The organism is Corallococcus exercitus, from assembly GCF_042231735.1.
GTDB lineage: Bacteria > Myxococcota > Myxococcia > Myxococcales > Myxococcaceae > Corallococcus > Corallococcus exercitus_B.
The window spans coordinates 9,555,464-9,577,341 of record NZ_CP102577.1; the positions used below are offsets into that span (position 1 = coordinate 9,555,464).

Genomic DNA, 21,878 nt, shown 5'->3' on the forward strand with positions numbered 1-21,878 from the left:
GTCATTGGCCGGGCCCGTCCCATCCGACGTGTTGAGGCGGTGGGCCCCAGCGGCTACGGTGCGCCGCCATGATGGACAACGCCGCCCGTCGCGCCTCCGAACCGCATCTGGCCCCCGTGCCGGATGCCTGCTACCTGTGCAAGGGAGGGCGTCTGCGGCTGCGTCACCGGGCGCGCGGCGGAACCCAATCCCAGGGGGCGGCGGCCTACAACTGCACGTCCTTCGGCCACCGCAGCCACCCGCCCATCTGGGGCTGCGAGGACTGCGGGATGATGTTCCAGTGGCCCCTGCAGTCCCCGGACGCGCTGCTGCAGGCGTACCAGGACGTGGAGGATCCGCTCTATGTCGCGGAGAAGGACAACCGCTACCACACCTTCCGCCGCGTGCTGCGCGAGCTGGGCCCGGCCCAGGGCCGCACGCTGCTGGATGTGGGCGCCTACTGCGGCTACTTCCTGGACGTGGCGCGCGAGGCGGGCTTCCGCCCGGAGGGGCTGGAGCTGTCGCGCTGGGCGGCCGGCAACGCGCGGAGCCTGGGCTTCACCGTGCACGGCATTCCCCTGCGGGAGCTGGCGGCGAAGGGGCTCCAGTACGACGTGGTGACGCTGTGGGACGTGGTGGAGCACTTCGCGGATCCGCGCGAGGAGCTGAAGGCCGCGCTCAAGCTGGTGCGCCCCGGTGGCCGCATCTACCTGTCCACCATTGACGCGGGCAGCCTGCTGGCGCGGCTGATGGGCGGCCAGTGGCCGTGGCTGATGGACATGCACCTGTTCTATTTCGGCCGCCGCACCCTGGCGATGCTGCTGGAGGAGGTGGGCTTCCACGTCACGGACGTCCGGACGTACACGCACATCATCTCCGCGGACTACCTGCTGCGGAAGGTGGGCGCGAGCTTCACGCCCGCGGCGCCGGTGCTGGAGCTGGCGCGGCGCGGTGTGCCGTCCAGCTGGTCCATCCCGTTCAACCTGGGCGACAACATGTTGATGGCCGCCGAGCGGCCCCGCTGACGTTGTCCCCCGCGCCTATGTCCCCCTTGATGCGGCGGGTGCTGCACCCGCTGGTGCTGCTCACGGTCTTCGCGCTGTCGGTGTTCCACACCTGGCCCCTGGCGTCCCAGATGAAGGGGCACGTGATGGGCGGCCGCGAGGACGTCTACATGAACATGTGGCACCTGTGGTGGATGCGGCAGGCCTTCTGGGTGCAGCCGCAGAACCCCTTCTTCGCGCCGTTGCTGCACTGGCCCCTGGGGGCGGAGCTGTACTGGCACACGCTGGCGCCCGCGAAGACGCTGTGGGGCGTGGTGCTGCTGCCGTTCATGCCGGTGGAGACGGCGTACAACGTCGTGCTGCTCGGCTCGTTCGTGTTGACGGGCTACACGTCGTGGCTGCTGTTGCGCTACCTGCTGGAGCGCGCGGGCCACGGGCCCTGGATTGCCGCGGCGGCGGCGCTGGCCGGTGCGTGCGTGTTCAACTTCTCGCGCTACCACTTGGCCCACTCGACGGCGCACCTGAACTTGAGCGCGCTGGAGGGGCTGCCGCTCTACCTGCTGTGCTTCTTCCGCTGGCTGGACGAGGGCAAGCGCAAGTGGCTGGTGGGCCTGGCGCTGTGCGCGTTGTACGTGTTGCTGTGTGACTACTACTACCTCGTCTACATCGCGCTCTTCTCGCTGCTGTGGGTCGTGGCGGAGCGGTGGAAGCGGGGGCCGCTGCTCTCCGTCGAGACGTTGAAGGACCCGCTCATGCGCCGCGCGGCGGTGGCGGGGGTGGCCGCGGGGCTCGCGTGCGTGCCGCCCATCGTGCCGCTGCTGCTGCATGCGTTCCCCGCGCCGCTGCAGATCCACCACGGCGACTCGGACTACTTCTCGGACCTGTATTCGTTCTTCATCCCGGACACGCGCTCGGCGTGGATCACGGAGCTGCCCGCGAAGGCGCGGGAGTTCTCCACGGAGATCATGCGCGGGAAGATGGCCACCAACGCGGAGGAGACCGGCAACTTCCTGGGCTGGGTGACGCCGCTGTTGGCCGTCTTCGCGCTGTGGCGGGGCGTGCCGGAGGGGCGCCGGTGGGCAGGGTTGGGCCTGGGCTTCGCGGTGCTGTCCATGGGCACGGTGCTCAACATCGGCCTGGAGGATCGGGTGTCGCCTGTGGTGCTGCTCATCGTCCTCGCGCTCGCGGTGGCGCTGGTGCCCGCGTGGCGGGAGCGGGTGTGGCGGCGGGACGTGCTGCTGCTGCTGGCGCTATCGGTGTGGCTGGCGCTGTCGGAGCCGCTGACGTCGTTCGGCGCGCCGCTCAAGGTCCAGATTCCGATGCCCTACGTGGTGTTCAAGCACGTGGTGCCGCTGTTCTCGCGCGGCGGCATGCCGATACGCTTCGTGCTGCTCACGTTCCTGTCGCTGTCGGTGCTGGTGGCGTTCGCGGCGGCGCATGCGGGGACGTGGGCGTCCCGGCGGGATGCGCGGCTGGGCGTGGCGGTGGCGCTCGCGGTGGCGCTGGTGCCGAACGTGGAGTACCGGGGCCTCCAGATGCTGGTGCCCCAGGTGCCCCGGCTTCCTCCGGTGTTCAATGAGATCCGCGACGCGCCCATGCCCGCGGCGGTGCTGACGGACAACGTGCAGGGGCAGTGGGAGCAGATGTTCCACGGCAAGCCGGTGTCCTACGCCCGGCTGTCGCGGTTGCCGGTGCGGGAGTCGGCGCTGGTGGACTCGCGGTTGATCCGCGCGGCGGAAGGAATGCGCAGCGCGTTCGGCACCGTCACACCGGAGGAGCGCGAGGAGATGCGGCGCTTCCTGAAGGAGCACCACTACAAGTGGTACGTGACGCACTTCTTCCACCCCATCCGCCACCAGTTCATCACGGACGAGCTGGGGGGCGAGGTGGTGCACCAGGACGGCTACGTCACCGTGTACCGCTTCCCCTGAGTGGGAGCGGTCAGTCGCATTCGGCGTATTCGACGTTCTTGCGCTCCTCGGCGCTCGCGGACACGACGCCGTTGTCCACGGTCACGGTGACGCTCTCGTCCGCGGACCGCATGGAGCCACACTCGGCGAAGGCGCTGGCGCCGCAGTGGCGGGTGAGGACCAGCCGGCCTTTCTTCTTCGACGTTTCGATTTGCGTGTTCGTGCAGCGGTAGGCGGTGGGGCCGGTGCCCGGGTCGTTTCCGCTGACGTCCTCGTCGCCCTCGGTGTCCGCCATGTCGAGGACCTCGCCGCCCTTGCCGAAGAGGACGAAGTGGAACCGGGTCCGGGAGACGGTGTTGCCGCGTCCCTCTTCGTCGGGGGACTCCGTCTCCTCCTGGGTGAACACGCGCAGGGTCGCGCCGGCGGAAACCTTGAGGACTTCGTCCCGGGCCCGCAGCGGAGCCTCCGGCCCCTCGGGACAGGCGAGCTTGTCCGAGGAGAGCTTCACCTCGCGGGAGTAGGTCCCCGGTGCGAGCAGCTTGAGGTGTTCGAGGATGGGGCCCCCTTCGTCGCCCGCGCAGGTGCCCAGGAGCCAGACCCAGAAGCCGGGCTTGAGGCCGGGCACGGTCTTGCTCTCGACGAGCCTGGGATGGCCTTCGGGAAGGGTGAGGCCGGTCTTCTCGAGCAGCTTCGCGAGCTCGGGCCAGGCGGCCTCCTGCGCTTCAGCTTCGGCCTTGTCCTTGGAGCCCTTCCAGATGAGTGCTGCGGGCTTGCCCTCGGCTTCGGCCCGGAAGGGCGCGGTGAGGGCCAGCAGGACCAGGACGAAGATGCACGGACGCATGGCGGTTCCCCCTTGTGGTGCATGACCGCACCGGCCGCGATGCTACGCCCCCGGGCATCCAGGCTGTACCCCCACCCGACGCGGCCCGACCTGTCCGACTGTCGGACAGGTTTCCGCGGTCCGGAGGCCATGGAGGCCCCAGCCACGGTGGGGGGCGAAGCCGGTGTCAGCGGGCTTCCGTCAGCGCGGGGGCCAGCGGTTGTCCAAACCTGTCCGACAGTCGGACAGGTTCATGCGGTGCGGCGCTGACGGGGGGCGTCATGCCCGAAGGCCTAGCGCTTCTTCGGTCCGCCGCGCTTCGGGCGGGAGCCGCGTGGGGCAGGGTTGGACGCGCCTTCCGGCCGGGGCGTCTGCTGACGGGGAGACTTCGGCGGCCTGGCCGTCTTGGCGCGGGAGGGCTTCGCCGGACGACGGCGTTCGTCGGTCGTCACCGGATGCGAGGACCCGCTGAGGTCGATGTGCGGCGGCCTCGGCGGACGGCCCTGCGCCGCGAGCACAGGCTCCGTGGGGCGTGGGGGCTCGGAGGCTGCCGACGGCTTCGGCGGACGATTCTGCCCCCCACGCTGCTGCTTCCCGGAGGCTGCCGACGGCTTCGGCGGACGATTCTGCTCCCCACGCTGCTGCTTCCCGGAGGCTGTCGGCGGCTTCGGCGGACGACCGGCGTCGATGGCCGGCGCCGGCTTCGGCGGACGGCCGTAGTCGATATCCGGCGGGGGCTTCGGCGGACGGCCGTGCTCGTGGTGTGAAGGCCTGGGCTGGTGGTCCTGTTCCTCACGAGGCGGCTTCGGTGGACGGCCCTGCTCGCCATGCGGCGGCTTCGAGGGACGGCCCTGCTCGCCAGTAGGCGGCTTCGGCGGACGGCCCTGCTCGCCAGTAGGCGGCTTCGGCGGACGGCCCTGCTCGCCATGCGGCGGCTTCGAGGGGCGGCTCTGCTCGCCATGCGGCGGCTTCGGCGGGCGGCCGTACTCGATGGCCGGCAGGGGCTTCTGCCTGGGAGGGGCGCCTTCGCCTTCCTCGGCGGATGGCGGACGGGGCGCGGGCCGGCCGTGTCCGGCGGACGGGGGCGGCTTCGGCGGCCTGGGGGCTTCCGACGGCTGCTGGGCCTTCGCGGCCTGGGCCCTCAGCGTGTCCACTTCGCGGCGCAGCCGGAGGACCTCCGCGGAGAGCTGGGCGTAGGAGTCTCGCACCAGCCCGTTGAACACGCGCTGGCGGCCCAGGGTCTCGTTGATCAACACCTGGCACGTCTTGCGGAAGGCCCACTTGGCCACCAGCACCGCCTGCCCCATGCCGGCGCGGTGCGTGTGCAGCGGCAGGGCCCGCGTGGTGTCCGCGTTCTCCTCCAGCGCGTGCATGTTGAACGTCAGCGGATCCACGCGCGGCTCCACGCCGTCCTCCGGCACCTCCGCCGGCTCCGACGTGGGCAGCCCGCGCACGCGCAGCCGCTCCTCGATGCGGGCCACCAGGGCCCCCGTGGGAATGTCCCGTCCGAGCAGCTTCATCGGTGTGTCTCCTCCACGATGCGCGCCATCTCTTCCCGGTACGCCGCGACCACCTGGGGCCACGTGTGCCGCTGCGCGTAGATGCGGGCCCGCTGGCCCATCACGTCCCGGGCCTCACCCACCTCGCGCAGCCCTTCGATGAACGACGCCAGCCCCCGGTACACCCGGCCCGCGCCACTGCGCTCCACCTGTCCCACCAGCACGTCCGAGTGCCCGTTCACCAGCACCGGCGTCCCCTGCGCGAACGCCTCCAGCGTCAAGAGCGACAGGCTCTCGAACTTCGAGGGCACCACCACCGCCAGCGCTCCCGCCAGCGCGTCGTGCTTGTCCTGTTCAGGGATGCGCCCCACGTGCCGCACGCCCTCGCCGCTCACGTCCATGTGCGCCTCGCCCGCGAGCACCAGCTCCGGCGCGTCCTGATACTGCGCCCGCAGCTTCCGGTGGAACGTCAGCAGGTCCGGCACGCCCTTGCCCGGCTCCAGCCGGCCCACGTAGAGCAGGTAGCGGCCGTGCACGCCGTACTTCGCCCGGAAGCGCTCGGGCACCGCCGGCAGCGCGTCCACGCCCACGCCCACCACGCGTGCCCGCGCATGGTCCGGGTGGAAGCGCCCGAGCATGTCGATCTCCTCCGGCGTGTTGCACATCAACACCCGGGGCCGGTTGAACACGTCCCCGTAGACGCCGAAGCGGATGGGCGGCTCGTCGTGCGCGGTGGGCACCAGCATCGCGCGGTCCGCCACCAGCGGCAGGCCCCACGCCGTGGGCGCGTAGAGGTACGTGAAGAACAGGTAGCCGTCGTACGCGTCCTGCGTGGTGGCCAGGTGCTCCAGCAGCCCGGGGCTCAGCGGGCCCTGCTCGGCCACCCACTGCTCCTCGCGCAGCCGCTCGTTGCCGTGGCCGAACACCTGCCGCGACAGGCCGTTGAACGCGTGGATGTTGCGCGTGCGCGTCACCGGGAAGCGCAGCACCTTCGTGCGGCCCACCCGGTCCTCGCCGGGAGGGAAGGCGTTCTCCCACGTCAGGTGGTTCTTCGCGCAGGTCGTCACCACCGTGACGTCCCAGTGCGGCGCCAGCTGCTCGGCCACCTGCGCCGCGTGGCTCTCCGCGCCGCCCGTCACCTCGCCGTAGCGCTGCACCACCAGCGCCACGCGCGGCCGCTTCGCCGGGGCCTTGCGCGGACGGGGCGGCGGCGCCACCACGCCCTCCAATGCACGCGTCAGCGACACCTGCGCGGCGGCGGGGGAGAAGTGCTGGAGCCTTCGCGCCTGGCCTTCGAGCACTGCCTTGCGCAGGTCGCGGTCCTCGCTCAGGTCCACCGCCAGCTCCGCGAGGAACGCATAGCGCTTCTGGTCGAACGCGATGCCCGCGCCGCCCAGCGTCTCCGGCACCGCCGCCGCGGCGTACGCGAGCACCGGGACCTCGGAGGCCATGGCCTCGATGATGGGCACGCTGAAGCCCTCGTGCTCGCTCATGGAGACGAACACGGACGCGGAGCGGTACACGGCCACCAGCTCCGGATGCGACAGGCGCCCCAGGAAGTGCACCCCGCGCAGGTCCTTCATCTCGCGCTGGAGCAGCTTGAAGTAGCGGCTGCCCGGCTCATAGCCGCCGACAATCAGCAGGCGCGCCTGGGGCCGGATGCGCAAGAGCTCCCGGTGCAGCGCGAGCAGGTCCTCGAAGCGCTTGTGCGGCATCACCCGGCTCACCGACACCAGGGTGGGCCCGGGCCCGGACAGCTCCGCGAGCTTGTTCGCATCCGCCACGGACGCGGCGAAGCGCTCCTTCTCGATGAAGAGCTGCACGGTGTGCACGTTGCGGTGGCCCGCGACCCGCAGCTCCGCGCCGTTGAAGTCCGAGTCCCCGATGGACACGTCCAGGAACGGCGCCATCGCGGCGATTTGCGCCCGGCCCGCCACCAGCGCGTGCTCCAGCGGCGTGTCCCGGTAGAAGCGCGCGGGGCTGATGTTGTGGAACACCACGCCGCGCTTGCAGTCCAGGTGCATCAGCCGGCCGCTCAGCGGCGACGCGATGCCGTGGTGGTACAGCACCAGGTCATCCGGCTTCGGCTTCAGCGTGAAGACGTGCCGGGCCAGGCCTTGCAGCCCTCCGGCGACCTCCTCCGCGTAGATGTCCCCCGCGTGCCCCATGCGGCGCAGCAGGAGTTGCAGGTGCAGCGCGGCCTGACCGGAGGCGTCGCCGGGGCCGAAGCTCGGGATCAACTGATGGACCGCCATGGGGGGCCGTATGTACCACACGGCATGGTATGAGGCGGCCCGTGTCGACCCCCGGACCCATCGCCTTCGACGCCACCCTGTGGGACGAGCCCACCACCGGCATCGGCCTGTACACCCGCTGCCTCGCCGAGGCGCTCGAGGCCCAGGGCGTCCTCCTGGACCGGATGGGCGCGAGCAGGTCCGGTGAGCACCCGCGAGGCGTCCAGAAGCGGACGCCGTGGACGCTGGCCACGCTGCCCAAGCTGCTCAAGGCCACGCCGCCGCCCGTCTACCACGCGCTCAGCAACTTCAACCTGCCCCTGCGCCGCACGCCGGGCACGGCCTACGTGCTCACCGTGCACGACCTGGTGCCGCTGGACCTGCCGCACACGGTGTCCACGCCGTTCCGGTGGCAGTTCCGGCTTTGGCTCGCGCGCAGCCTGATGCTGGCGGACCGGCTGGTGTGCGTCAGCGAGTGCACGCGCCAGGACCTGGTGCGCCGCTTCCCCCAGGTGGAGCCGCGCACCGTGGTGGTGCCCAACGGCGTGGACCACGTGAACGCGACCCCGCTGGACGCGGCCGACGAGGAGTTCCTCCACGCGCTGAACCTGCCGAAGGACTACGTGCTGTACGCGGGCTCGCTCGACGTGCGCAAGAACGTGGACCTGGTGCTGGACGCGCAGGAGCGGCTGCACGCGCGCGGCCGGCCCTTCACGCTCGTGCTCGCGGGGCAGCGCTGGTTCGGCTCCGGCACGGTGGAGACGCGCATCGCGCGGCTGCGCTCGGAAGGGCTGGACGTGCGGGCCCTGGGCTACCAGACCCCGGCCATCTTCTACGCGCTGATGCGCCGCGCGGCGCTGTTCGTCTTCCCCTCGCGCTATGAGGGCTTCGGCCTGCCGCCGCTGGAGGCCATGCGCCTGGGCACGCCCACGGTGGTGTCCACGGCGGGCTCGCTGCCGGAGGTGTGCGGGAGCGCCGCGCCCGCGGTGGAGCCGGATGACGCGGAAGGGCTGGCGGCGGTCATCGACCGGCTCCTGCGCTCGCCGGAGGAGCGCCGCGCGCTGTCGGAAGCGGGCCAGCGTCAGGCCGCGAAGTTCACCTGGGCCCGCACCGCGGAAGGGACGCGGGCCGCTTACGATGCGGCGCTGCGCCACCGGTAGGCTTTCGCGGTGGAAGGGGCGTCACGCCAACCGGCCCGCGAGGGCCCCCTGGAGGAACATGCGACTGCTCGTGTGGAGTGGAATCGTCTGCGGAATGCTGCTCGGGTGCGCGGGGTCGAACGCGGCGCGCAAGGACGAGGCCCAGGAGCCGGCCCCTACGACACAGCAGGAGGCGCCGCCCACCCCCGTGACGCCCCCGGCGCAGCAGTCCGAGTCGCCCGCGGCGGAGGCGGAGGCCCAGGAGCCGGCCGTCGTCCTGCCGCTGGAGGTCACGGAGACGCCCGCGCCCCGCGACCCGCTCGCCATCGAGTCGCAGAGCGTGAAGGGCAACGTGCTGACGCTCCATGTCCGCCACGGCGGCGGCTGCAAGGAGCACCGCTACGGCCTGGCGTGGGACGGGCGCTTCACGAAGACGGCGGCGGGCGAGCCGCGCGCGGAGCTCACGCTGCTGCACGACGCGAACAACGACCGGTGCAAGGCCCTGGTCTACAAGGACCTGGCGTTTGATTTGTCCACGCTGCAGCAGGCGTGGAGCGAGAAGGGCCACGGCGACCACGCCACGCTCCACCTGGACTTCAACGGCGTGCCGGAGCAGTCCGCCCGCTTCAAGTTCTGACCGTGCCCGCCCCCTGCGCGAGGAGGTCCTCGCGCAGGCGCGTCAGCACCTTGCCCAGCAGGTTCAGCCCCCGCCACGTGGCCGGGTCCTGGATGCGCGGGTCCTCCGCGTTCAGCCCCACGCCCCAGATGCGGTCCAGCGGGCTGGCCTCCACCAGCACGGTGCCCCGGGTGGCGAGCAGCGCCTCCAGCAGGTGCCGGTGCTGGGTGAACTTCGCGTGGTTTCCCTCGTAGACGATGCGCTCGCGCTCGCGCTCCCAGAGGGCCGCGTCGAACGGGCTCACCTTGCGGCCCAGCGCCTTGTGCTGCTTGGGCGTGGCGGCGCGCAGCACCTGATCCAGCACGCGCGTGTCGCCGAACAGGCGCGCCTTGCCCGCCATCATGTACTGCTCCGCGCAGGTGTAGCGCACGCCCTCCACCTCGAACACGGAGGGGTGCCACTGCGAGAAGAAGGAGTCCTCCTTCCAGAAGAACGTGAACCTCGGCGTCGACGACGTGGGCATCGCAGGCCTCCCTTGAAGCTTGGTGTAGTCATGACACGAACGTGCGGCGATGGAGGAACCTGACGCAGGCCTCTACAATGGCCGCCCGCTCCCCATGCGACTTCAAGACGCCCAGAAGCTGTTGGACCGTTGCTTTTCCGGCACGCGGGAGGGCGCGCCCCGCCTCCACGAGCCCTCGGACCCGCGCTTCGCGGAGCGGGGTGGGGCGGTCTGGCTGGAGTACCGCTGGTACGTGCGCGAGCGCGGCATCGCGGAGGTGTTCCTCAAGTGGGACCGCGTGCCGCCCGGCAGTGAGACGACCGTGGAGGCCACGGTGCTGCGCACGCACCTCCTGGGCCAGTCCCCCATGCTGTCCCAGCGCGCGCTGCGCACGGTGGAGGGCGGCACGCCCGCGCCGGAGCGGGTGCTGGCCGTGCTCAAGAACGACGGCATCCGCCGCGAGTGCGTGGCCCGGGGGCGCACCACCGTGACGGTGGAGCACTGGGAGAGCCGCCGTCCCGCGGCCCTGCTGGACGAAGCGCGCTTCGCGGAGCTGGCCGCGCCGCTGGAGTCGGAGGACTCCACGCCGGATGCCCGTCACGAGGCCGTGCAGCGGCTGGCGGACGCGGAAAGAAGCCCGCGCGTGCAGGACGTGCTCCTGCGCCTGGTCGCGCGCAAGCCGTCGCTGATGGCCCTGCGCATCCTGTCGGAGTGGGGGGAGGTGAAGGCCCGCGAGTTCGTTCAGCGGGACCTGGCCGCCGTGAAGCCGGGCAACGCGGCGGACCTGTGGGCCCTCACCGCGTTGGACCGGCGCCTGGAGGCGTGGCAGTCGCTGGCGCGCCCTGCTTGAGACTCAAGGCGCGGCCAGCGGTGCGTCAGTTCGCGCCGACCCTGGGGCCCAGCACGTCGCGCAGCGCGTCCGCGACGGTGAGCTTCGGGGCCCAGCCCAGCGCGCGCAGCTTGGCCGTGTCCGCCACCAGGCTGGGGATGTCCGAGGGGCGCAGCCGCGCGGGGTCCAGCTCGATGCGCGCCTGCACGCCGGAGAGCTGGAGCATCTCCTCCAGCAGGCCGCGGATGGTGCGGCCCTCGCCGCTGCCCACGTTGTAGGCCTGCCCCGCCTCGCCCTTGAGGAGCAGCAGCCGGTACGCGTCCACCACGTCCTTCACGTGGGAGAAGTCCCGGATGGCGTCCAGGTTGCCCGTGCGCAGGACGGGGTCCACCGTGCCCAGCGCGATGGCGCGGATCTGCGCCGCGAACGACGGCACGACGAAGGTGGGGTCCTGCCCCGCGCCCAGGTGGTTGAAGGGCCGGGCGAGGATGACCTCCATGCCGTAGCTGCGGAAGAACTGCTCGCCGGCCAGCTCCCCCGCGGACTTCGACGCGGCGTAGGGGCTGAGCGGCACGTGCGGGTGGCCTTCCTTCGCGAGCGTCCCTTCCGCGACGGGGCCGTACACCTCACCGGAGCTCACCAGCAGCACGCGCGCCTTGGGGGCGCTCTCGCGCAGCGCGGTGAGCAGGTGCACCACGCCCATGGTGTTCACCGCGAAGACGCGCGCGGGGTTCTGGTGGCTCTTGGCCACCGAGCTGAAGCCGGCCAGGTGCAGCACCGCCTCCGGCTTCACCTCGGAGACCGCCGCCTTGACCTTCGCCTCGTCGGCGACGTCGAAGTGCAGGGCGGTGCTGCTGATGCCCTCGCCGCGGGGCCCATGCACCTCCACCACTTCGTCGCCGGCCGCCCGAAGGGCTGCGCAGGCATGCCGGCCGACGAATCCATCCGCTCCCGTGACGAGGACGCGCATCTTACCGCTGCCCTGCCTTGACCCGCTCCAGGTCGGCGTCGACCATCATCTCCACGAGCTGCTTGAAGCGCACCGTGGGCTCCCAGCCGAGCTTCTCCTTGGCCTTGTCGTACTTGCCGATGAGCAGGTCCACCTCCGCGGGGCGCACGAACGCGGGGTCGATCTTCACGTGCTTCTGCCAGTCCAGGCCCACGCGCGCGAAGGCGATCTCCACCAGCTCCCGCACGGTGTGCGTCTCGTTGGTGGCGACGACGAAGTCCTCCGGCGTCTCCTGCTGGAGCATGCGCCACATGGCGTCCACGTAGTCGCCCGCGAAGCCCCAGTCGCGCTTGGCGTCCAGGTTGCCCATGGGCAGCGTGTCCTGGAGGCCCATCTTGATGCGCGCCACGTTGTACGTGACCTTGCGCGTGACGAACTCCAGGCCACGGCGGGGCGACTCGTGGTTGAAGAGGATGCCGCTCACCGCGAAGAGCTTGAAGGACTCGCGGTAGTTCACGGTGATGTGGTGGCCGTACGCCTTCGCCACGCCGTACGGGCTGCGCGGGTAGAAGGGCGTGTCCTCCGTCTGCGGCACCTCCAGCACCTTGCCGAACATCTCGCTGGAGGACGCCTGGTAGAAGCGCACCTGCGGACGGGTGTGGCGGATGGCCTCCAGCATCTTCGTCACGCCCAGCGCGGTGAACTCACCGGTGAGCACCGGCTGGTTCCAGCTGGTGGGCACGAAGGACTGCGCCGCCAGGTTGTAGACCTCGTCCGGCTGGGTGAGGTTCAGCAGGGCCGCGAGCGAGAACTGATCCAACAGGTCGCCCTGGTGCAGCTGCACCTTCCCCTGGAGGTGAGCGATGCGCTCGAACTTCTCCTCGGAGGAGCGGCGCACCATGCCGTGCACCTCGTAGCCCTTCTTGAGCAGCAGCTCCGCCAGATAGCTGCCGTCCTGCCCCGTGATGCCCGTAATGAGTGCGCGCTTGGCCATGGCCCTTGTCTGTTCGCTGGAAGACGCTGGTCGTTGTACCCGAGGCTTTCGCCGTCTGCCAACAGTCCCAGGGTTTCAGGGAACTTGAACGGGGACGGGCCTGTGCCTAGGTAGGGAGCGACCTGCCCAGGAGCCGCCCATGCGCAACCCCTCCCTCCCAGCGTTGACGGCCGTGCTCGTGAGCACGGCAGCGGTTGCTCAGACGGCTCCCGTGCAAGCGCCCTACACCGTCCAGACCCAGCCCGGGGCCCGCTCCGGGGGCGGCACGGTGAACGACGTGGCCCTGTGGGTGAACCCGGCCAACCCGGCCGCCAGCCGGCTCATCACGGCGGACCAGAACAACGGCCTGTTCACCTACGCCCTGGACGGCGGGGAGCTGCAGGCCGTCACCGAGGGCACGTCCTCGAGCGTGGACGTGCTGGGCGGCTTCCCCCTGGCGGGCGGGACGTCCGGGGCGCTGGTGCTCAGCGCCAACCCCACCCTGACGGGGCTCGTGCCCTACGTGATGGATCCCAACGCGGACGGCGGCGGCCTCACCCGCCTGTCCCCCACGGCGCCTCCGCTGGGCTCGGGGGTGAGCTACGGGACGGTGCGCATGGCCCGCGGGCTGGACGGCTCCCTCCAGGCCTTTGGTGCCCTGTCGGCGGGCGGCCTGCGGCAGTTCACGCTGACGCCCACCGACGGTGGCGTCACGGCGACCCCCCTGCGGGACATCCCGGCCGGCGCGGTGCTGGGGCTGGTGGTGGACCCGGCCTACCGCACGCTCTACGTGGCGCAGCAGGGACAGGGGCTCTACCGCTACGGCGCGGACGCGGACGCCGGGACGACGGGCACGCAGGTGGTGGGGCTGGGCGACGGCGGCCTGACGTCCGTGGGGCGCCTCGCGCTGTACGAGGTCTCCGGCCTGGACGGCTACCTCATCGCGTCGGATCCGAACGCGAACACCTTCGTCGTCTTCGACCGGCGCACGCTGGGCCGGGTGGGGTCGTTCCAGCTGGTCCAGGACGGCGGCACGGACGCGGTGGAGCAGTCGCGCGGGCTGGTGGCGTTCTCCGGCGCGCTGGGCACGGCCTTCCCGGAAGGGCTCTTCGTCGCGCACGACGGCGTGAGCAGCAGCACGCTGGGTGACAACCTGAAGCTCACCTCCTGGGGCAACGTGGCCCGGGCGTTCTCTCCGCCGCTCACCATCGCGCAGCAGCAGGCGGACGCCGGGACGGGAGACGGCGGCACCGGCCAGGACGGCGGTGGCGGCGTCATCATCGATCCGGGAGGGAACCCCATCGGCGGCGGACCCGGCGACGACGACGACAGCGGCTGCGGGTGCACCAGCGCGTCGGTGCCGGCCGTGACGACGCTGGGCCTGCTGGCGATGGCGCTCCTGGGCCGCCGTCGTCGCGGCTGAGACGGGGAGCGAAGCGGGTTGAAAGCGACAGGGGGGCGGGATGAAGTGCGCGCCCCATGCGCTCCTTCCGCTCCACCGCCCTGGCGCTCGCGGTGTTCGCCTCCGCCTGCAAGGGCGGCCCGACGCCCGCTCCCGCCACCACGCCCCCCGCCGCCGAGCCCGTGCGGCTCACGCTGGTGGGCACCAACGACTTCCACGGCTGGGTGATGCCTCACCGCGCCACGCTGCCGGACGGGCAGAAGGTGGAGGAGGGCGGCGCGGCGCTCTTCGCGTCCTACGTGGCGCGGCTGCGCGAGGACAACCCGGGCGGCGTGCTGCTGGTGGACGGCGGCGACCTGTTCCAGGGGACGCTGGCGTCCAACCTGGTCGAGGGCGCCATCGTCGTCGACGTGTACAACCACCTGGGCTACGCGGCGGTCGCCATCGGCAACCACGAGTTCGACTACGGGCCGGTGGGCCCGGAGCCCGTGGCGCGGCGTCCGGACGAGGACCCGCTGGGCGCGCTCAAGGCCCGCGTGGGGCAGGCGAAGTTCCCCTTCCTGTCCGCCAACGTGCGCGAGAAGGACGGCCGCCACCCGGCGTGGCTGGGCAATGACGGCACCACGGTCGTCACGGTGAAGGGCGTGAAGGTGGGCCTGCTGGGCCTGTCCACGCTGTCGACGCCGCAGACGACCAACCCCGCGAACATCGCCAGCCTGAAGTTCGAGTCCCTGGCCGACGCCGCGAAGGAGGCCGCGAGGTCGCTGCGCGAGCAGGGCGCGGAGGTGGTGGTCGCCATCGCGCACGCGGGCGGCAAGTGCACGGACCTGGCGAACCCGCGCGACACGTCCGGGTGCGTGCGCGACGACGGCGAAATCTACGCGGTGGTGGAAGCGCTGCCGAAGGGCGCGGTGGACGCGGTGGTGGCGGGCCACACGCACCAGCCCATGGGGCACTTCTTCGGCGACGTGCCGGTCATCGAGACGACGGGCCTGGCGCGCTCGTTCGGCGTGGTGGACCTCTTCGTGGATCCGGTGAGCCGCCGCGTGCTGCCCGAGCGCACGCGCATCCAGGCCGCCATCCCGGTGTGCGGCGCCGTGGACGCCACGCTGAAGACCTGCGACGCGCTGAAGCTCAAGGACGCGAAGGACGTGCGGCTGGTGCCCGCCACGTTCCTGGGCCAGCCGGTGACGCCGGACGCCCGCGTGCAGGCGCTGGTGGCCCCCGCGGAGGCGCGCGTGGAGGAGGAGCAGCGCCGCCCGGTGGGCGTGGAGGCCCAGGCCCGCATGCCCCAGGTGTACGAGGGCGAGAGCGCGCTGGGCAACCTCATCGCGGACGCCATGCGGGAGACGGCCCGCTCCGACGCGGCGGTGATGAACGCGGGCGGCATCCGGGCGGACCTGCCGCAGGGGCCGCTCACCTTCGGGAAGCTCTATGAAATCCTCCCCTTCGACAACACGCTCGCGGTGCTGGAGCTGAGCGCGGATGAGCTGCGCCGCTTCCTGTCGCTGGCCTACGGCGGCCGCAAGGGCGTCTTCGCGGTGTCCGGGCTGGAGGTGACGCTGGCCGAGTGCCCCGGGCCGGAGCGCCTCCAGGGCGTGACGCTGCCGGGAGGCAAGCCGCTGAAGGCGAAGGGGACCTACCGGGTCGCGGTGCCGGACTTCCTCCTGCGCGGCGGTGATGGGGTGGGGCCGGTGACGTCCACGCTGCCACGGGAACGTATCAACCTGTTGCAGGGCCAGGACCTGCGCGAGGTGCTGTCCGTGTACGGCCGCGCCCGCGGCAACACGCTGAAGCCCCCGGCGCTGGGACGCGTGCACCTGGTGAAGGCCACGGGGCCCTGCGCGGACGCGAAGCCCTGAAAAAAGGTGCGCCCGCCGTTGGAAATTTTCTCTCCGTGCTGATCCGCTGGGGCTGGATCGGAGCGCAACCCAGCGAAAGATCAGCGAAAGGCGCCCGGGCCGAATTTTCGGCCTGGGATCAGTTTCCAACGGCGGGAAACCTCCCTACTCTAGGGCACGCGAGATCCCTTGCAGGCGCGGCCCTCCAGCCAGCGCGAGCAAGTTGGAGCCCGTGCGTGGGAGGGACAGAAGAGATGCTCTACAAAGTGACCCCGATGATGGTCCCCGTTGCGCCCGAGAAGAAAGAGGCGCGGGAGCCGGGCCAGCCGCGCAAGCGGCGCAAGTCCTCCGTCTACGACGCTGACGGCCACGAGGTGCTCATCTCGCTGATGTGTCTGAAGTGCAAGACGCTCAAGCCCCTGGCGCAGTTCGGGCTGCGGAAGATGGCGGACGGCGCCATCCGCAACCAGCCGTGGTGCCGGGGCTGCCGCTCGGGCGCGGGCACGAAGAAGCCGAAGAAGGACGAGTCGCAGGCCGCCACCGTCGAGGTGCCCGCCGTCGCCGCCGTGGAGCCGGTGCTCCAGGTCGTCGCCGCCGTGCCGCTCGACGCCGCGCCCGTGGCTCCGACGCTCGTCGACGCCCCGGTCGCGGTCGCGGCCGACGTGACGGTCACCGCCCAGGTCTGATCCACCGCCCGGGATGATCCGCCCCGCCGGGGCGCGTGCATGCGGCGCGCGCCCTGGATGTGACGGATCCGCCCGGAGCATCCCAGGCGGCCCGCCTCCTGCTCAGGACAGCCGCAGGCCCGCCGGCAGCGTGTCGCCGAGCGCCCGGGCTTCGTCCGCCGCCTCCAGGGCCACGACCTCGCGCACCATCCGCACCCAGGTGTCGGCGGCCTTCGCGGCCACCAGCGCCTGGGCCGTGCGCTCGCGCAGCGCCGGATCCAGATCGCGCGTGCGGTCGCCGGTGAGCCGCGCGAGCTGGGCGGCGGCGAAGGGCGCGCCGTCCACCTTGCGCAGGTCCAGCGACAAGAGCAGCTCCAGCCACGCCTCCGCCGTCTCCACGTCCACGACCTTGTGGCTGCTGCCGTACAGCGGCACGCGCGCGCCCAGCCGGCCCAGGGCCCACGCCCACGGGCCGCCGGAGCGGGACTCGGCCTTCAGGCGCGCGGCGATCCACCGGCCCACCCCCGCCTTGTCACCGGGCGCCAGGTGCTCCAGCGAGGCGACGGTGCGGACCATCTCGTCCAGCCCCTCCGGCTGGATGCCCTTGAGCTTGCCGCCCTGCGTGGGGGCGTCCGGGGGCACGCGCCGGGACAGGTGCGGCTGGAGGTAGCCGTACAGCTTCTGCTGCTGCGCTTCGGTGAGGCCGCCCGCGATGCGGCGCCACATCACCCAGAACTCCGTCCACACGGCCTTGTCCTGGTGGTGCTGCACCAGCGCGTCGAAGAGGCTGAAGGTCTGCTCCGCGCGCCAGCCGTCCAGCGGGTAGCCGAAGCCGGGGCGCAGGCAGAAGCCGGTGAGGCTGTAGAAGACGCGCTCGTGGTCGTCGGAGCGGCGGCGCTTGCTCGCGCCCGCGTAGAGCGTGCTCCACAGCTCGCGCAGCACCGGCACGCGCCACGTGTCGCGCGAGCCCAGCACCTTCTCCAGCGTGCGCGACAGCTGCTTCACGTCCTTGGGCCCCAGGGGCAGCGGCTTGTTGCCGTAGACGCGCTCCACGTTGTCCTTCGCCTCGGCGAAGCGCGCGGGCATGGACTCCGTGACGGTCAGCTCGTGCGAGCCGCCGGTGCCGCGCAGCTCGAACTCCAGGCGCCAGCGCTCGTCCGCGACGTCCGACACGCAGTACAGCTCCAGCGTGCCAATCTCCGTGAGCGCCGCCTGCAGGTGCACCGGCACCTCCGTGACCTTGCCCGACGCGCCCTTGAGCAGCGTGTGGATGGGCGGCAGCGGCTTGAGGTCCTCCGCCAGCGGCACCAGGTCCCCCGGCTTGTCGATGCGGTCGCTCGTCGTGGAGAAGAGGGTGAATTGCACCGGCCGGCCCAGGGTGAGCGTGAAGGGGCGCTCGCCCAGGTCCACCTTCTGGCCCTCCTCGAAGCCGCGAGGAATCAGGCACAGCGTGGGCTGCTCCGTGCTGTCCGCGCCGCGCTGCAGGCCCACGTAGTACGCCCGCGCCGCGCCGCCGCCAATGCGCAGGCCATGCCCGCGCCGGACCAGCCCGTAGTACGCCGCGCCCCGGGCCACCGCGAGCTCCAGCGACTCGTGCTTGAGCAGCGGGATGCGCGGCGCCTGCGGCCACCACGCGGACAGCGCATCGATGAGCCGCGCCGAAATCTGAGGCGAGTTGAAGACGCCGCCGTTGAGCAGGATGGCGTCCGGGCGGGGCAGGGCGCCTTCGTGCGACGGCGTCTCGCCCAGCGCCGCGAAGCCCGCCGCCGCGTGCTGCGCGAGGAAGGCCGCCAGGTGCCGGGTGACGGCGGGGTCCTGCACGTACGGCAGGCCCAGCTCCTGGAGCGCCATGCGCGCGGAGCGCCGGGGCCGGTCCCCGGGAGGGGACAGCGGGAAGAAGCCGTCCAGCACCAGCGCGTGCGCCTCGTCGCGGCCCAGCTCCGTGGACAGCGTGCCGCCCAACAGCCGGCTGCCCTCGCCGATGAGCGACATGCCGTACCGCTCCGGCGGCGCGTGCCCCAGCAGCTCCTCCTTCGCGGTGCGCGCGGCCTGGATGGCCTGCGTCCACTGCGTCGCGGACAGGCGCCGGCCGTTCTGGGTGAGCTTCTCCTCCATGCGCCGCGCGAGCGCCGCGTCCATGTTGTCGCCACCCAGCATCAGGTGGTCACCCACCGCCAGGCGCCGCAGCATGGGCCCTTCCGGCGACACGCCCGCGTGCACCAGCGTGAAGTCCGTGGTGCCGCCGCCCACGTCCACCACCAGCACCAGCCGCACCTGGGACAGCGTCTGCTCCAGGTCCGAGCGGTGGCGCGCGGTGTAGTCGTAGAAGGCCGCCTGCGGCTCCTCCAGCAGCGTGAACTTCTCCAGCCCCGCCTTGCGCGCCGCGCTCACCGTGAGGGCGCGCGCCGCCTCGTCGAAAGAGGCGGGGACGGTGATGACCACCTCCTGCTTCGACAAGGGCTCGTCCGGGTGGGCGAAGTCCCACGCGCGGGCCATGTGCGTGAGCAGCAGCGCGGACGCGTCCACCGGGGACAGCTTCTGGACGTCCGCGGGCGCGCCCCACGGGAGGATGGGCGCGGAGCGGTCCACGCCCGGGTGGCACAGCCAGCTCTTGGCGGACGACACGAGCCGGCCGGGCACGCGCGCGCCCTGCCAGCGGGCCAACTCGCCCACCACGTACGGGCCGCCGTCGTCGCCCCAGGGCAGGCGCAGCACCTCCGGGGCCAGCTCGTGGCCGGCGGGGACGTAGACGGTGGATGGCAGGAGCGGGCGCGGGGCCACCTCGCCCTGGCGGACGAGCTGGGGCAGGGGGAAGTCCTCGACGGGCGCCCCCGCGCCCCTGCCTGGAGCCACGGATGCCACCGCGCAATGGGTGGTGCCCAGGTCGATGCCGACGATTCGCATACGCCTCCGGTGTGCGGGGCCCCTTCTACTCCTTCATGCGCACGTTGAGCTCCAGCTTCCAGCGCCCGGAGCCGTTCTTCTCCAGGCACCGCAGCTCCAGCGTGCCCACCTCTGTCACCGCCGCCTGGAGGTTCACCGGCGTCAGGTCGCCAAAGGGCGTGGGCTGTCCGGGCAGCGTCGTCTCGATGGGCGCCACCTCCTCCAGCCCGCCCGCCGCCAGCTCCGACTCCACGTCCTCCACCATCTCGCCCACCCGGTCGTCGCGCCGCACGGACGACGCGAAGAAGCGGAAGCTCGTGGGCTCGCCCGTGACGAGGCCGAACTCCTGCGGCGGCACGTCCGCCTGCGTCCCCTCCTCCATGCCGAAGGGCGCGACGCACAGCGCCTTCACCGGCGGCTCCATGCCCGGCACCGCCGGCATCGCCGTCTCCACGCCCACGTAGTAGGCGCGCGCCGTGCCGCCGCGGATGCGCAGGCCGTGCCCCTGGCGCACCCAGCCGTAGTACGCCGCGCCCCGCGCCACCGCGAGGTCCAGGTCCGCCCCCTCCAGCTCCTTCGCCGGGGGCGCCCCTTCGGAGGCGAGCCACTGGTTGAGGACCTCCATCACGCGGCCCTTCAGCGGACCGGCCTTGAAGACGCCGCCGTTGAAGAGCACCGCCGAGGGATGCAGGAAGCCCTTGCCCGCCACGTCCACCGGCGAGTCCGCGCTGGCCGCCAGCGCCTGGGCCTGCCGGGTGAGGAACGCCGCCAGGTGCTTCGTCACCGCCGGGTCCTGCGCGTACGGCAGCGCCATCTGCGCCAGGCCCGTGCGCCGGGCGGTGCGCGGCAGGTCCGCCACCTGCGTCACCGGGAAGAAGCCGTCCGTGAGGACGCGGTCCAGCTCCTCGCGCGTCAGCTCCGTGCGCAGCGTGCCGCCGATGAGCGACGAGCCCCGGCCCGGAATCGCGATGGGCACCCGGTCCAGGGAGGGGTCCGCGTACAGCGTCTCCTTCGCCTGGCGGCACCCGTAGGTGAGGCCGTTGAACTGCCACGCGTCCAGCTTGCGCCCCTCGGCCGCCATCCGCTGGTTGAGCGTGTGCGCCAGGGCGAGGTCCATGTTGTCGCCGCCCAGGAGGATGTGGTCGCCCACCGCCACGCGCAAAAGCTCCAGGTCGCCCTCGCGGTCCTTCACGGTGATGACGGAGAAGTCGGACGTGCCGCCGCCCACGTCCACCACGAGAATCACCTCCCCGGGCTTCACCTGCTTGCGGAAGTTCTCCCCCATGGCCTCCAGCCACGCGTACAGCGCGGCCTGCGGCTCCTCCAGCAGGGTGATGTGCTCGATGCCCGCCGCCTTCGCGGCCTCCAGCGTCAGGTCGCGCGCCGCCGCGTCGAAGGACGCCGGGACGGTGACGATGACCTCCTGCCGGGACAGCGCGTTGCCGGACTCCTCCTGGGCGCGCGCGAAGGTGTGGTCCCACGCCTCCTTCAGGTGGCGCAGGTAGCGCGCGGACGCATCCAGCGGCGACACGCGCTGCACCTCCGGCGGCGCCTGCCAGGGCAGCAGCGCCGAGCGCCGGTCCACGCCCGGGTGCGACAGCCAGCTCTTCGCCGAGGACACCAGCCGCGTGGGCACCTTGGCCCCGTGCGAGCGGGCGAAGTCACCCACGATGACGCCCGGCTCCGCGTGCCACGGCAGCCCGAGGCTGCCCTCCGGGAACTCCTGCGCGCTGGGGAGGTAGAGGAAGGAGGGCAACAGCGGGCGCGCTTCCACGGTGCCGGGCGCCGTCACCTGGGGCACGGGCAGCATGGACTGCGAGGGGCCGCGCGGCTTGCCGTCCTCGAGGTTGAAGTAGGACACCGCGGAGTGCGTGGTGCCCAGGTCGATGCCGATTGCGTATCGGGCCATATCGGTCAAAAACCCCCTAAGGGGCCTTGTGGTTCCTCGAAGGGAAGGGGACTTCGGAGGACGCGCCGCCTGGTGCTCAGGCGGGCATCAGGCGAGCTCGACCTCCGCCGGCGCCAGCACGCGCGGCTCCATGGCGGGGCTGACGGACGGGAACTTCACCTCCGTGGTCACCCAGCCGTGGTGCCGGAGGGTGCCGCCGTAGGGAGGCTGGCCGGCGACGTTGCCGGTGAGCCGGATGCGCTGCGCGTCGAAGCCGTCCGGCACCGTCACCCGGTCGCCCTCGCCCTGCGGCAGCACCGGCTGGAGCGTCAGGTACTGGTGCACCACCTTGCGGCATCCCTCGTGGACGATGCGGGCCGCCGCGCCCACGTCCGCGTCCGGGAACGCGGAGACGTTCTCCTGCACGAAGTCCAGGAAGCGGCCCTCGCGCTGGAGCATGGCCAGCAGCGACAGGGCGCTGGCGTGCTCGCGCTCCGGCGGCGGGGGAGGGGGGGCGACGGGGGCCTGGACGACAGGCGTCTTCACGGGCGGGGGGGACTGCGTGTCCCCGGCCGGAAGCTCCTTGAGCTGGCCAGCATCATAGGCGCGGCTGGCCGGCAGCACGGCCTGCGCGAATTCGCGGGACACGAGGCAGCGCCAGAAGCACAGCCAGGCGAGCCAGAAGCGAGCGAAGAACGACAGGGAGGCGGACGGGTCGGTCATCGGCCCCGGATAACAAAGCCGG

At 72.0% G+C, this 21,878-nt stretch carries 17 protein-coding genes; 8 read left to right on the top strand and 9 right to left on the bottom strand.

The annotated features are described in order from the left end of the window. Positions 1–68: 68 nt before the first annotated feature. Together NR792_RS38495 and NR792_RS38500 are read left to right on the top strand one after the other, a co-directional pair. Positions 69–1,004, top strand: coding sequence for a class I SAM-dependent methyltransferase (locus tag NR792_RS38495; protein ID WP_375757665.1), 936 nt, complete (start codon positions 69–71; stop codon positions 1,002–1,004). Between the two features lie 17 nt (positions 1,005–1,021). Next, the gene (locus tag NR792_RS38500; protein ID WP_375757666.1) at positions 1,022–2,914 is read left to right on the top strand and encodes a hypothetical protein; all 1,893 of its coding nucleotides are present in this window, start codon (positions 1,022–1,024) and stop codon (positions 2,912–2,914) included. A gap of 10 nt (positions 2,915–2,924) precedes the next feature. Here NR792_RS38500 and NR792_RS38505 read toward each other — a convergent pair whose 3' ends face one another. The 3 genes from NR792_RS38505 to NR792_RS38515 form a co-directional block, all read right to left on the bottom strand. Then, positions 2,925–3,734 (bottom strand): hypothetical protein, encoded by an 810-nt coding sequence (locus NR792_RS38505; RefSeq protein ID WP_375757667.1) that lies wholly within the window; start codon positions 3,732–3,734, stop codon positions 2,925–2,927. A 272-nt stretch (positions 3,735–4,006) separates the two neighbouring features. Continuing rightward, a complete protein-coding gene (locus tag NR792_RS38510) occupies positions 4,007–5,233 on the bottom strand; it encodes a hypothetical protein (protein ID WP_375757668.1) in 1,227 nt (408 codons plus the stop codon). Continuing rightward, the gene (locus NR792_RS38515) at positions 5,230–7,467 is read right to left on the bottom strand and encodes a glycosyltransferase family 4 protein (RefSeq protein WP_375757669.1); all 2,238 of its coding nucleotides are present in this window, start codon (positions 7,465–7,467) and stop codon (positions 5,230–5,232) included. The genes NR792_RS38510 and NR792_RS38515 overlap by 4 nt, the downstream gene beginning before the upstream one ends. 29 nt (positions 7,468–7,496) lie before the next feature. Between NR792_RS38515 and NR792_RS38520 the strand changes: the two genes are divergently transcribed. Then, a complete protein-coding gene (locus NR792_RS38520; RefSeq protein WP_375757670.1) occupies positions 7,497–8,606 on the top strand; it encodes a glycosyltransferase family 4 protein in 1,110 nt (369 codons plus the stop codon). 58 nt (positions 8,607–8,664) lie between these two features. Next, the gene (locus tag NR792_RS38525) at positions 8,665–9,222 is read left to right on the top strand and encodes a NigD-like C-terminal domain-containing protein (RefSeq protein WP_375757671.1); all 558 of its coding nucleotides are present in this window, start codon (positions 8,665–8,667) and stop codon (positions 9,220–9,222) included. On the opposite strand, the gene NR792_RS38530 is transcribed toward NR792_RS38525, so the two are convergent. Continuing rightward, positions 9,212–9,724, bottom strand: coding sequence for an NADAR family protein (locus NR792_RS38530; protein WP_375757672.1), 513 nt, complete (start codon positions 9,722–9,724; stop codon positions 9,212–9,214). The genes NR792_RS38525 and NR792_RS38530 overlap by 11 nt on opposite strands. A gap of 94 nt (positions 9,725–9,818) precedes the next feature. On the opposite strand from NR792_RS38530, the gene NR792_RS38535 reads away from it, so the two are divergent. Beyond that, positions 9,819–10,553, top strand: a complete 735-nt coding sequence (locus tag NR792_RS38535; protein WP_375757673.1) for a hypothetical protein — start codon at positions 9,819–9,821, stop codon at positions 10,551–10,553. Positions 10,554–10,578: 25 nt separating this feature from the next. Here NR792_RS38535 and NR792_RS38540 read toward each other — a convergent pair whose 3' ends face one another. Next, complete coding sequence (locus NR792_RS38540; protein WP_375757674.1) at positions 10,579–11,502, bottom strand: GDP-mannose 4,6-dehydratase; 924 nt, start codon at positions 11,500–11,502, stop codon at positions 10,579–10,581. Between the two features lies 1 nt (position 11,503). Further along, entirely contained in the window at positions 11,504–12,475 is a 972-nt protein-coding gene (gene gmd, locus NR792_RS38545; RefSeq protein WP_375757675.1) for a GDP-mannose 4,6-dehydratase, read from the bottom strand. 139 nt (positions 12,476–12,614) lie between these two features. On the opposite strand from gmd, the gene NR792_RS38550 reads away from it, so the two are divergent. From NR792_RS38550 to NR792_RS38560, 3 genes are all read left to right on the top strand, one after another. Further along, entirely contained in the window at positions 12,615–13,877 is a 1,263-nt protein-coding gene (locus NR792_RS38550) for a myxosortase-dependent phytase-like phosphatase (protein WP_375757676.1), read from the top strand. A gap of 56 nt (positions 13,878–13,933) precedes the next feature. Further along, positions 13,934–15,718 carry a bifunctional metallophosphatase/5'-nucleotidase gene (locus tag NR792_RS38555; protein ID WP_375757677.1) on the top strand — a complete coding sequence of 595 codons (1,785 nt, stop codon included), beginning with the start codon at positions 13,934–13,936 and terminating at the stop codon, positions 15,716–15,718. Between the two features lie 233 nt (positions 15,719–15,951). Then, entirely contained in the window at positions 15,952–16,383 is a 432-nt protein-coding gene (locus NR792_RS38560; RefSeq protein WP_375757678.1) for a hypothetical protein, read from the top strand. 102 nt (positions 16,384–16,485) lie between these two features. Here NR792_RS38560 and NR792_RS38565 read toward each other — a convergent pair whose 3' ends face one another. The 3 genes from NR792_RS38565 to NR792_RS38575 form a co-directional block, all read right to left on the bottom strand. Then, the gene (locus NR792_RS38565; protein WP_375757679.1) at positions 16,486–19,266 is read right to left on the bottom strand and encodes an Hsp70 family protein; all 2,781 of its coding nucleotides are present in this window, start codon (positions 19,264–19,266) and stop codon (positions 16,486–16,488) included. 25 nt (positions 19,267–19,291) lie between these two features. Continuing rightward, positions 19,292–21,154 carry an Hsp70 family protein gene (locus tag NR792_RS38570; RefSeq protein ID WP_375757680.1) on the bottom strand — a complete coding sequence of 621 codons (1,863 nt, stop codon included), beginning with the start codon at positions 21,152–21,154 and terminating at the stop codon, positions 19,292–19,294. A gap of 87 nt (positions 21,155–21,241) precedes the next feature. Further along, positions 21,242–21,856, bottom strand: a complete 615-nt coding sequence (locus NR792_RS38575) for a DUF2760 domain-containing protein (protein WP_375757681.1) — start codon at positions 21,854–21,856, stop codon at positions 21,242–21,244. Positions 21,857–21,878: the final 22 nt, after the last annotated feature.